The organism is Reichenbachiella sp. MALMAid0571, assembly GCF_040151475.1.
GTDB lineage: Bacteria > Bacteroidota > Bacteroidia > Cytophagales > Cyclobacteriaceae > CAXBNB01.
Map to the genome: position 1 here is coordinate 24,045 of NZ_JBDKWG010000133.1, position 13,658 is coordinate 37,702.

At 39.3% G+C, this 13,658-nt stretch carries 6 protein-coding genes; all 6 read right to left on the reverse strand.

Going from position 1 to position 13,658, the window contains the following annotated elements; all coding sequences use genetic code 11:
• Positions 1–29: 29 nt before the first annotated feature.
• Positions 30–2,456, reverse strand: coding sequence for a hypothetical protein (locus AAOP42_RS12980; RefSeq protein WP_349528955.1), 2,427 nt, complete (start codon positions 2,454–2,456; stop codon positions 30–32).
• 75 nt (positions 2,457–2,531) lie between these two features.
• Positions 2,532–3,458: a dienelactone hydrolase family protein gene (locus AAOP42_RS12985; protein ID WP_349528956.1), complete on the reverse strand. Its 927-nt coding sequence runs from the start codon at positions 3,456–3,458 to the stop codon at positions 2,532–2,534.
• A 90-nt stretch (positions 3,459–3,548) separates the two neighbouring features.
• The gene (locus AAOP42_RS12990) at positions 3,549–5,066 is read right to left on the reverse strand and encodes a DUF4832 domain-containing protein (RefSeq protein ID WP_349528957.1); all 1,518 of its coding nucleotides are present in this window, start codon (positions 5,064–5,066) and stop codon (positions 3,549–3,551) included.
• A 2-nt stretch (positions 5,067–5,068) separates the two neighbouring features.
• Positions 5,069–8,521 (reverse strand): VCBS repeat-containing protein, encoded by a 3,453-nt coding sequence (locus AAOP42_RS12995; protein ID WP_349528958.1) that lies wholly within the window; start codon positions 8,519–8,521, stop codon positions 5,069–5,071.
• A 119-nt stretch (positions 8,522–8,640) separates the two neighbouring features.
• On the reverse strand, positions 8,641–10,152 hold the full coding sequence (locus AAOP42_RS13000) for a RagB/SusD family nutrient uptake outer membrane protein (RefSeq protein WP_349528959.1): 1,512 nt from the start codon (positions 10,150–10,152) through the stop codon (positions 8,641–8,643).
• 25 nt (positions 10,153–10,177) lie between these two features.
• Positions 10,178–13,621 carry a TonB-dependent receptor gene (locus AAOP42_RS13005; RefSeq protein ID WP_349528960.1) on the reverse strand — a complete coding sequence of 1,148 codons (3,444 nt, stop codon included), beginning with the start codon at positions 13,619–13,621 and terminating at the stop codon, positions 10,178–10,180.
• Positions 13,622–13,658: the final 37 nt, after the last annotated feature.

A 13,658-nucleotide genomic window follows, 5' to 3' on the forward strand; every position in this document is an offset into this window, starting at 1 on the left:
GACATCAATTTTAAACTGAGAAAATCTAACTATAGGATTTCGGGTTTGCCATGCCATACGCTAGAACCAAAAGTGGTGAGGTAAACTTTTTCGATATCATTGTCATCCGGAACAACCCGATGACCCCAATGAAAATCATATCCCTTTAGTTTATTCCAGGTTTTGCCATAGTCATCACTCCGATATGCCCCTTGACTAAACGTATTGCAATAGACACGACCCGGATGATTGGCATCCACTGTAACATCATATACATATTCGTCTTTATCAAAAATAGAAGCCCAGGTATCTCCTCCGTCTTCAGACATCATTATACCACCATCCAAATCAAACAATTCATTTGTCCCTCCGTCTCTTTTTGCTACACTGCTACCAACCAAATCACTCAGGTATATATCTGCCCAGGAGCCTAGGTAGAGCCTATCCGGGTTTTGAGGATCAAATGCCAGTCCGTTTGGGAATTGCACTTTTTCACCAACATTAAGTTTTTGCCAGGAATCAGCTCCATCCGTAGATCTGTAAACCGCTCCCATGAAAACTTCCCGACCTGACTGTCCATTTTTATGTTGTGGTGTTGCACTTGTAATTAAATATATAGTACCATTTGGCAGAATAGTGATTTCAAAGGCTGCCAGACTTCCCATTATCCCATTATTCCGCAGCTTCCAAGACTGACCTCCATCAGTAGATTTGAATACTCCTTTCCCATAGGCTGTTACATATAATGCCCTATTCTCTACCGGTGAATTCTCATCCAGCACTATGGAAGTTGAGGGAGAATCAAAGCCCATTCCTTCAACTGTAGGAGTCCAGGACTTACCCCCATCAACAGATACAGCCACACCACCTCTTCCACGTTCTTTCCATTTCGGATTTCGGGTCATTTTTCCTCTTGGAAAATCATGCAGCCCAGACCACACAGACCACATTTTACCTTTGATTTTGGGGTCAAAAACCATCCAATAGCAGGTATTATGCCAATTGGAAGGAATCCCAGCAGTTGACCGGATCCAACTTTTCCCACCATTGTATGAATGGTGGTATCCTATGTCTGTATAGCTGATGGCAATATGTTCTTTGTCAAAAGGATCGAAGTGCACTCCGTATGTAGTAGTGACATCTAACCCACGGCTGATATAGCTTCCGTCAGCCTCTTGCTTGCTGTAAACTTCACGCCAGGTTTTTCCTCCATCTGTGGTTTTCATGGTGCGGTACCAATCAGTAACAATGGCGACATCAGAATCATTTGGAGCTACTCCCACGTCTATGAGACGAATGTACTCCCCTCCAAATGCTTCTTGCACCCAGGTATCTATCAGGTTTGGAGCATCCTGACCATCTTTGACAGCATATTGTCCTGATCCTCCTCCACCTTTCCATACCCATTTCCATGAATTTCCTTTATCCGAAGATTTAAGTGCTCCATACCAATTGCTAGTACCATTTTCCTTTTTCTCAACATAACTACTGGCAATCACATAAATATTGGCAGCATCATTTTCTGATGCCGCCAAACTAGAATAGGTAGGTGTTGTGCCTTGAAAATTATTTAAAGTTGAATCCATAGATTGCTGCCAACTATTGCCCAAATCTCTGGAATACCAAAGAGTAGTTGGAGCCTCAATACCACTGCCTCTAAGTGGTTCATCATTGTGCAATGCATAAAATATTGTGCTTTGCTCACCTTTAATGTTGCCACCAGTAAATGAAAAAGCAGACTGCATCAGCTCAGGCAATTTTATTAAAGTGTATGCCCAATTTTCTTTATCCAAAATATATACACCATTGGATGTGAAGACATATACCTTATCTGCCAGAGTAGAGCGATTGGTGTATATAAATTCGATTTGACTATCCAACATTAATTTACTCCAATCCTCCCCACCATTTACAGAATAAAAGAAATTCTGATCAATGCTAAAGTAAATTTTATTAGGGTCATTGGCATCAATTCGAATGTTCTTGACCTGATTTGAATTATTGGAATCAGGATAAATAGAATTGTCTTTGGTGTCTAAGCTGTAGTTGGCATGGTCTCCTCTAAAAACTCCTTTTATGATCTCACTTTCCTTGGGAAAAATCGTTTGCCATGACTTCCCTCCATCTTTTGACCTGTTGAGTGTTGCCGAACCAATGAATAGAATGGCTGAGTCTGACGGATGGTAAGCAAATGATGAAGACCCATTTGGGAAATTAACTTGTGCGTAAGACATCCCTCCATTGTTGGTAATATACGCCCCAGTCATGTCGCACCGAATCATAAAATCATCTGTACTGGAATATGAAAAAGTAGGAATGAAAGTAGAACCTCCTCCTCCCGGGCCTGTTTTTTTCCATTGTTGTGATTCCTCAACAATAATTTGATCCCGTTTTTGTTCGCAACCTTGGATGGCAAACAAAATAGAAAACAAAAAAAGGCAATAGATGCTGCTGTAAATTGATGATGTTCTTTTCATATTAAATGACAGTTTTTTTTCAAGGAAATCTTCTTATGAAATGTGCTACTTAAAGCCCTGATGTGATTTTTTTATTTATAGCTCCTGCTCCAGCCAAACAAGAAGATCTTGTATGTATATCTCCGGATTCAGGTAATGCGATTGGTCATACTCAATCCATTTTTTCTTTATTGTAATCATTTCAAACAACTGTTTTGCCCTGGCATTTCTTTTTGGGCTGTCTTTTTTAGCTATAACCATTAGCATAGAAAAATCACCGTATCTGGTAACAAAATTGCTTGTATTGACAACCCTTGCTGGAGGTGTTTGATCTGTAATTTCTTCAGTTGCCGGTACGGTAAGAATAGAAGTTTTAATTCTTGGTTCAACACCTACAAGTATCGAACCTATCCAACCGCCCATACTTGCACCCATTACAGCAATTCTATCTGGATCAATATCAGGACGAGTAAGTAAATAGTCAATTCCTCTACGAAGGTCAACCACGGACTGAACCATCCAATCCCTGTAGTAATAAGGACTCCAGTTTGTACCTTCGTCAAAACCTCCCTCGACCTTTCGTTCTCCAAAAAGAAAATGATCAGGAGCCAATACCGCATAACCCTGTGCTGTCAATAAAGGAATCAACTCCAACACCCAATCTTCATTTTTTCCCCAGAATAAATTCCAACCATGCATCAATACTATTACTGGTTGTTTTTCACTTTTCCTCTCTTTGGGTATTGCCAGATATGCCGGCACTCTTTGTTCACGGGCACTACGATAAGAAATTTTATACAATGTATGAGGATTTCTAGATGGCCATTCTCCATAAAAAACAGGGTCAGAAGGCATAGAAGTATCATAAGAATAGTATTCTTTAATCCTTTCAAATTCTGCATCATTTACAGGAGTTTCTACCAATGCTCCTTTGGTTTGTGCTAAACTCTGTAAAGAGCAAAGAAGAAAAAGCCCAAGGATAAATATCGTTTGACGAGTATATAGATTGTATTCTAAAGCCATTTTATTCTAATTATTATATAGTTAGTTTTTAAATGATCAGAAATTCAACCAGCACTCATTGAATAGATTTAAGTGCACGGGCTGCTAATTCTACTGATCTATTTTTTTTACCCTAATCTCGCCCATAGGATACCACCCATCATCATTGACTCCTGCAATGGCCAATTTCACTCTTGGTTCATAGGAGACAGGGGAAACTACAGCAATCTCAATAACATAAGTTCCTTCGGGCATATCATACGGAATGTACAATTTCTCATCATGCAGTATATCTCCCGGAAACCAGGTACGGATGTCGGCATCTGTGGGTAGTATTATAGTTTTTCGCTGATTTTTTAGACGTATGACAAACTTGTAATCTTTGTAAATGGGTGCTACCCCTTTATTTTCCCACCACGAAGTAACTGCCAATTGCCCATGAGGACGAACAACCGAGGGAAATGTAAACTTCCTGAGCACATATCTATACCCCATTTTATTCAGCCATTCATCTACCAATGGCCTCCACTCTTCCGGTACAGCGGAACTTTTGGCATTGAAAGAAGAAATGTGCCATTGGAGGGCTTTTTCAAATATATACTTCACCGTATCTTTAGTGTATTGGCGAGGGCCCAGCCACTGTAAAAACGTACCACAAATCTCCATGATAACAGGTGCTTTCTTCCATGCCTGACTCATGCCACTTTTGATAATATCCTGAGGATAAATATCGCTCATGTGGCTCCAGCCACCAGCTTCCCAAAAATTAATATCCCCAAGACAGTCTATCCTCCATCCTAAATGACGGATATTAGATCCTTGACCATTATTACTGCCATCCGGCCAATAGGCAGCTATATTTGTACCATTGACCAGCTTCCCGGGATCGGGAGCATCCCCATTGAGGGGTTGAAAAATGAGATGTGTTTTTTTGAAATTATCGAGGTAAACATTGATCAGTGCCAATCTGGTCGGGTCTGACAATAAGTGCATACCATCTCCTTCTCCCCAATGCCCGACAAAAGACACATCCACCATTTCCAGATCCGGATGCCCATCGTACCTTTGACCCAATGCAGCTATCATACCACCGAAATATTTAAGGTAGGCAGGGTTTTCAGGATCGACTTCCCATTTAGCTGATTTAACGCTTTTCTCCTTCCCGATAATTTTTCTATACCAAGCAGGCACGTCTTTTTCTTCTTCTCCTTCATACGGAGATATCCGCAACATCAGAGTTTGCCCCCTTTCTGCTGCCGTTCTCAGGGCTTTGTCGATCAAATCCCAATTATAAATTTCTGGTTCTACTTCTAAAAAACGCCAATTGACACGAAAGTATGCAATAGTAGTTTGTGGATGGTTTGGGTTGGTCAGATCTCCATCGAATTCCTGATATTCAATCGGAAAACCCTCCGTCCAATCTATTCCTTCGTTTAGTTCATCTCCATTGAATCTTTGAAACGTGGTAAAGCCAATTCCGGGATTGTTAAGTACATCATTGATCTCTTTGGGATAGACTTTTACTGCTACTTCCGGTACTGACCGCTGTGCCGATAATGTGAATGAAAATACAAAAAAGGCAAATAATAAAATAGTCTTTGCATCGCAAAGAACTCTTAATTTAAGCATGATTATTTGGTTGTAATTAGTTTAACAAAATCATCATTGACACCTGTCAATAATCCTTTTTTATTCTCGACAGCTTGCCCCAATTGAATTAATCTTAGTTTTTTCACATCACCCGACAGATTCAAGCCGGAAACATAACCTCTTACAGGACTAAAACTTCCTTTACCATTGCCTTTCAGAAACAACCCCTGTCCTGCATCATTTCTTGGGGTTTCTACTTCGGAATTGTAGAGATTTCCGGCAACAACAATGTCATTTATACCGTCACTGTCAAAATCTTCATAGAGAATTCCAAACACCGCTGAAGTCTGAGCCATTTTTGGAAGCTTCATCAAATCAAACCCATTTTGGGTATTGAGCAGAATGCTGTTAGAAAAGGTGTTTGCCGTCAATTCATCGGCTTGTGCCAACGATGTTGAACCATATACATCTGCCAGGGTAGCCAAACCAAAGGAATTGTAATCCTTAAATTTCTTTTTGAGATCCGGAATCTGTTCAGAAGAACACTGTTTGCCACGTAGAGGATATAATTTATCATTTTCATAATAGCTAAGCACAATATCCAGCGATCCATTGTTATCAAAATCTTTAGAATACAACTTGAAAGGTGCACCCGGTTTTGTTTTGTACTTATAATTTTCTCCCAGATTGCCAAGGATGTAATCCATAGCACCATCATTGTTCACATCCCCTTCGGTAATGCTGAACCACCAGCCATTACTATTATTAAGAATGGAATCTCCTTCTACTTTTTTCAACAATCCATTGCCATTCTTAAAGATCGTTATCGGCATCCATTCACCAACAACTATCAAATCTTTCTGCCCGTCTCCGTCATAATCTGACCAAACAGCATCGGTAACCATACCCAAAAATTGCAAATCATTACCCTGACTTTTAGTAACATCTTTGAATTTTCCATTTTCGTTTTCCAGTAAAAAACTTCCTGATGATTTAGGATATTTAGCTGGCAAAAGTCTGGTACCCACAAACAAATCCAAATCGCCATCACTGTCATAGTCATGGGCTTTCACGACTCCCCCACTGACTCCTATTATGGGTAAAGCGGAATTAGCTTTTGTGAAATTACCTTTGCCATTATTGAGGTATAATCTATCCTGATAATAGGCATTCCCATTCGAAAATTCGTTCCCACCACTTACCACATAGAGATCGGCATCTCCATCCTGATCAGCATCAAAAAAGATGGCATCTATATCTTCATGCACCAAATCCGAAGCAATGGATTTTTGTATTGTTTTGGTGAATGTTGAATTGCTGTTTTGCCTATAAATAGCCGCTTCAAAATCTTTCGCCCCACCAATAAAAAAATCTTCCAAACCATCATTATTGATGTCTCCTACAGCCAGTGCCGGGCCAAAAGTTGACATTTTGTGCGGGAGTAAAACTTCCTTTTCAAAATCATCATAATAGTTTTCTTCATGACGGTGATTGATTTTACAGGCTAAAGTTTCATCCTTAAAAAGAGTTGGTTTCTTCTCTTCATTTTCTTTTGAACCTCTGGTATCACTGTATTTAATTGTGATAACCTGATCCACGGCAACATTTTCCAATTCGCTTGCTTTACCATCAGGCCAGGTAACTTGCAGCAGGTCAACTGCCATCACTTTTCCCACACCAAAATGTAAGGTATAATCCACGCTAGACTGATACCCTCTGGAAACTTGTTGTTCCAAAAATTGCTTTTGGCCTCCCGACTGAATCATTATTTTTGTTCCAATGCCATCAATATTTGAAGGTTTTCCTTTCAATTTTATATTGAGAAAATGGTTTTCTGTCAGCTCGGTGGCATTGTTACGGTACACATGAGCAACATCATCTATATTATTGACAATCAACTCCATGTCCCCATCATTATCCAAATCCGCATAAGCCGCTCCATTCGAAAATGAAGGTATATTGACTCCCCAATCGTCATTCTTTTTTTCGAAATTCAAGCCATCCATATTTTTATATACCAGATTAACTGTCTTTTCAGCAGGTATCTTGCTCAGTATTTCTTTTACTAAAGCCCTGAGATCGGCTTTACGTTTTCTACGTTCAAGGTCAATCCTGTTCTTTCTATAGTTGTCATAATCCTTGTTATTGGTGTTTTTTCGGATACCATTGGTCACTACCAAATCCTTGAAACCGTCATCGTCCAAATCCACAAAAAGTGGTGCCCAACTCCAATCTGTACTGGCTACACCTGCCATAGGAGCAATATCGGAGAAAGTTCCGTTTCCATTGTTTAGCTGAAGGGTGTTGCGCATGTATTGGTAGTGTCCTCCAACCTGCACCATGATGTTGAATGCCTTTGGATTCATTGAAGCCATATTCGTTTTTCTACCGTAGTTGGAAGATGACCTCATGTCCAAAACGAATATATCTTGCCATCCATCATTGTCAATATCACTCATATCTACACCCATAGACGAATAAGAAATATGACTCATAGATTCTAATGCACTTTCTTTGAAAACACCTCCACCAATATTATTGTACAAATAGTCTCTACCTAAAAAATCGTTGCAGATATAAATATCGGAACGGTTGTCATTGTTTAAATCTCCAACAGCTACGCCAAGACCATCACCAAGTTCAGACTGATTGATTCCTATATCAATTTTAATTTCCGAAAAATGGCCATCTGCATTTTCGTAAATTTTATCACCTATTTCCTTACTGTATTGATATTCTTCAACTCTTTTAGACAGCTCTTTCACAGGGTCAACGGCATGATTTAACAGGTACATATCCAAATCTCCATCCTGATCGTAATCAAAAAATGAGGCCTGAATAGAAGTACTGCTGTCATCCAAACCATATTCTGAGGCTCTTTCGGTAAATGTCAGGTTTCCATTGTTTACAAATAAAAGGTTGGTTCTGAGTTCCGGATTTGTTCTACCAGACCGGCAAACGTAGATATCCAACAAGCCATCCTGATTGATATCTGTCATGGTCACTCCGGTTTTCCAACCTGAAAGCGTATCCAAACCAGACCCTATAGTAATATCTTTGAATTGAAAGCCTCCTTTATTCAAAAATAACTTTCCTGTTTTTTGATTTGAAGAGAAATAAATATCTATTAAGTTATCATTGTTGATATCTCCTACGGCCACTCCTCCACCATTGTAAAAATTAGTGTAAGAAAGTATGTTATCATCATTGTTAAGTCCTTCGGTGATGTCATTTCTAAAATTGATACCTGTATCATTAGCATTAGTCAGTTCCAGTAACAGACGCTCTTTTTTTTCGATAGGATTACAGGAAAAAATCGCAAGAATAGAGAATAATAAACTATAGTAAGTCAAACTTTGGCACTCTGTTATTATGCTATACTTCATCATTCGGGTTTTATTAAAAATCATATTTCGAAATGCGTGTTCTACCCTGTAACCCATTAGCTTTCTTCTCAACACTGAAGAAAAGGATAATCCAAATGATAAAACCATTTATTAACCATGATTGTCTGGTATGTAAGATCAATCCAGAGTTAAAAGAGAACCAGACCAGTGATCTGGCTCTCTTTTATTTCAAATAGGTATTGTACAGATATGTCCTGATTTATAAATCAATTGTTGTCCGGAGTAAGTTGACTATTGGCATCAATCTCACTTTGAGGGATAGGGTAATATGATTTAGACTCGTCAATATTACTAAAATTCCCTCCGGGATATTTACCTTCCAAACCAGCTTTCCACAGAGCTATGTGCTTCCCACTTCTTACCAAATCCACTCTTCTATGCCCTTCCATAAAAAGCTCTTTTGCCCTTTCTTCTAAAATGGCAGCTCTTAAATCCACCTGATTCAATCCACTTAACCCCGTCAAACCTGCTCTGTCTCTGACAATGTTTAAAACAGTCATAGCGCCATCCTGATCATTGGTTTCATTTAAAGCTTCAGCTCTTATTAGTAAAATATCTGCATACCTTAAAACGGCATAATTAACTCCTGATTTAGCCGGATCACTATCAAACCTATTCTGACCACCTGTATGTTTCGTAATAGGGGCATAATCTAAATCAGATATAGAAACGCTTGCGTCAGTGGATAAAGCAGTATATTCCGGTGTCCCGGGAATCACATGATATTCAAAAACTCCCGGACTGGTTTCATTCTGTCCTCCGTCCTGATAACCATTTGCCATGTTGTTCCTTCTGGTATCATCAGTATCAAATGTCTTATAAAACTCATCAGTAACTACTAAGTTGCCCCATCCTCCATTTTGATAAGTACCATCCAAGGTAAACCACGACAATTGAGTTTCAGCTCCTGCACCACTTCCATCGCTGTGTATGGCAAACACCCATTCATTATCTGTTTTATTTGAGGCATAAAATATTTCAGTAGCACTCGGAAATAAATCATATTCACCCAAATCCATTACTGCTTTTGCATCAGCAGCAGCAGTATCCCAGTTTTTAGCATTTAAGTTGGTCTTAGCTCTCAATCCCAATGCAGCTCCCTTGGTAGCTCTTCCCACACCATTGGTAGCGTACCCCGGCAAATCCGGAGCAGCCTCTGTCAAATCCTTAATAATCTGAGCAATAATGTCAGCTTGTGGGCTTACTGCCAAATCACCCGTAGTTTCTCCCAGATTTAAAATGACATCTTTAAAATTGAAGGTCAGGTCATAATAAGCCAATGCCCTCAAAAACTTGGCTTCAGCAATGTAACCCGCCCTGATCTGATCATCTATATTCATACCTTCCAGTACAGAAAGTGCGAAGTTTGCAGATGCTACCACAGCATAAGCACCAACCCATACTTCATTGGTATATTGTTCATTATTACCCCAGGTACCTATTTCATAAGGATCCGAACCACCAGACCAGGTATCTTGTCCATAATCGGTAGGCAATTCCGAAATTTGCAACAAGCTCATCTCATAGTAAGTTCCCCAATCATTGCCTTTCAAACTTGAGTAAACACTTGTTATAAGTGATTCTGCATCTTCAACTGTAGTATAACCATTTGAAGCTAACAGTTCAGAATAAACATTTTCTTCCAGTTTATCATCGCACGATATCATACTTATCAGTAATAATCCTAGTGTGCATATTAATATTATTTTATTTTTCATAGTTGTATTTTTTATGACCAATTAATTAAAACCCAAGTCTTAAACCGATTGTATAAGTCTTGTAATTGGGAAATCCATTATCATCAACCCCTCTGCCCGAACTCTGGGAAACACCACTATAATTAAAACTCACTTCAGGATCAAAGCCGCTGTAGTTAGTGAAAGTCATTAGGTTTTCTGCCTGAACATACACTTCTGCATTGCCTAGCCATGAAACAGCATTAGTATCAAACCTATAAGACAAAGAAACATTTTTAAGTCTCACATAGGAGGCATCCTCGATAAACTCTGAATTGACATAACCACCATAACCATTTCTTCCATCGAAATATCCAATTCCAGGCCGGGTACCGGATGTGTTTGCTGAAGTGTATCTATCGGCTGCCTTTGCGCTTCTAAGCTCATCAATCATCACACCTCTTAAATTAAGTAAATCATTGCCTTGTACTCCTTGAAAAAACACATTCAATGTAAAGCCTTTATAAGCGAACCTATTATTTAAACCCCAGGTAAAATCAGGTGTGGCATTGCCAATAACACTACGATCATCAGCATCTAATACACCATCTCCATTGACGTCCATGTACTTAGCTTCTCCGGGTTTTGAAAGAGGTTGCGGCCCATATGTTTCACCAACTTGTACAACTCCTGCATAAGTATAGCCAAAGAAATCTCCCATTTGTCCTCCGGAGACCATTTCTCTATAGGCCTCCTGGCCATATCCGGATACTGGTTCTCTTGCCAGTTTTATAACAATGGGTGCATCACGATCTAGTTTCACTATTTCATTCTGGTTTTTTGAAAAATTACCGGAAGCAGTCCACTTAAAATCTCCATCAATAATATTACCTCCAAGCGAAAGTTCTATCCCACTGTTACTCATTTCACCAATATTAGCTCTGATTACACTATATCCGGTAGAAGCAGAAGAAAGGCTCTTGTCAATGATCATATCAACGGTCTGTGTCTTATAAGCTTCTACAGCACCAAACAATCTACTTCCCCAAAGGCCAAAATCAAGTCCAATATTTAGCATATTAGAAGTCTCCCATTTCAAATCAGGATTAGGGGCAAATCTACCGTCAGGCCCTAGCCCTGATACTGATGATGAACCATCAAAAGAATATTGTTTCTCAGTCGGAGACACTCTTGCCAGTGCAGTATAAGCCGAGAAACTGTTGTTTCCAGTAACACCATAGGCAACCCTTAGCTTAAGGTTATCAATCAAATTAGAAGCATTCAAAAAGTCTTCTTCTGAAATCCTCCAAGCTACAGAAGCTGATGGAAATGTACCCCATTTGTTGTTAGCTCCCATTTGAGATGCTCCATCTGCTCTTAATGTAGCCGTAAGCAAATACTTGTCTTGAAAACTGTAATTTGCCCGGCCAAAGAAAGAGATGATTCGATTTTCAGATCTCCAACTGGCTATATTCTGTACTGATGCGGAAGCAAGGTTGTTGTAGGAAGTTTTATCAGTTGGAAACCCGTTTCCTGATGCGTCGAAACTTCTATACCCGAATTTTTGATCTGATGCTCCTGCTAAAACATTCAAAGTATGGCCTTCAGACATTTCTGGTGTATAACTCACCGTTCCTTCCACTATATAATTTTCATTTTTCGATTCTGAAATAGCACCGTAAGCCTCTGAACCACCTGCTGAATATATGGCTGGTTCGAATGTACTGTTGGTATTTGCTGTATTATCAAAACCTACACTGATTTTAGCAATTAAGCCATCAAGGATTTTATAATCTGCCCAAATATTGGCGTAAGTTCTAAACTGATTTTGATCTCTGTCCGGAACAGTCAATCTGCCTATAGGATTAACCCAAGGTGGCCCTCCCTGTTCTCTGGAAAAAGCAGTAGTTCCTAAAGTTCCGTCATCATTGTAAGCCGCTCTTCCTGGTTCGGCTCTCAACAATCGGTACATGTCCGAATTGCTTCGAAAACCTGGTCTGTTACTTGCTCCCAATGCATCAATTTTCGCAGTATATATATTCATTCCGACATTGGCATTCTTTCCAAACTTCCTATCCACATTCAACCGGATAGAAGTACGGTTAAAATCTGTGTTAAGCAAAATACCTTCCTGCCTAAAGGAATTTAAGGACAATGAAAAACGAGTGGTTTCGTCACCGCCGGTCGCACCAACTGTATGACTTTGGATTCCGGCATTTCGGGTGCCTTCTTTCAACCAATCTGTATCATTACCTATAGCCAAGTCTGCTGCATTGTACCATGGATTACCATCATTGTTGTCATCTGCATAGAGTTGGTTGCGGTTTGTTGAGTAATCATTCCAATTTAAGAATTCTACAGTGTTATTTATTTTTTGAACACCTGCATAACCATCATAACTCACACGCACTTCTCCTCTTTTCCCTTTTTTGGTAGTAATTAATACCACTCCTGAAGAACCTCTGGATCCATATATTGCCGATGCAGAAGCATCTTTCAAAATATCAATAGATTCAATATCAGATGGATTGATAGAAACACCGGCTGACATTGGAAATCCATCAACCACATATAACGGTTCATTGCTATTGGATATAGAATTGTAGCCCCTAATCACAACAGATAATTCTCCTCCCGGCTTGCTATCACCTCTTGACACTTCCACACCTGCTGCTCGCCCCTGTAGCATTTGAGCAGCAGAAGAAACTGAAGCCCCCATAGTCATGTCTTCTTTATCCAAAGACACCACTGCGCCTGTTAAATCCTTTTTTTCAACTGTACCATAGCCTACAACGACTACTTCCTTTAGTGCTGTAATGTCTGCCTTTAAGGAAATATCAATGGTTGCCCTATTGCCGACTATTATTTCTTGTTTGATAAAACCCACTGAACTAAATACCAAAATAGAATTTTCATCGGGGACATTAAGAGAAAACCGACCATTGATATCCGTAATAGTTCCAATGGATGTACCTTTCAGCAAAACATTTACTCCCGGCAAACCATCTGTCTCTTCTACAGATGTAACAGTACCAGTTATTACCTTATCATCGTTTAATTTGCCCTGTAATTGTAATCCCGATTTCTTTAATACCGAATTCCTGCCGGAAGCATTCGAATCTAATTCTCTGGGTACGGCTGTCGGATCAGATGTGGTAAGGACGATTTGCCGATCAAAAACCACATAATTGACATTAGTGCCATCAAATAATTTTTCCAGTACTTTTTCAATTTTCTGATTTTTAGCATTCAATCTAACCTTACGATTGGCATCAATTAGTTTTTGGTTAAAAAGAAAATAAAATTCGCTTTGATTCTCGATCTCATCCAATACCGTCTCTAAGCTGGCATCAGTTATGTTTAGAGATATTTTAGCCTTTTGGCTGTATGAGTTAGAGGCCATTACGTTCATAATTCCCAGCGTAATCAATAGTATAGTAATTCTCATAACTCTGACAATTTTGGTTATAATATGGGGCGCAATCTTCTCCTCATTATGTTTTTTTTTCATAATTTTGCATGTTTTAGTGGGTAATTGATTTTCTTAA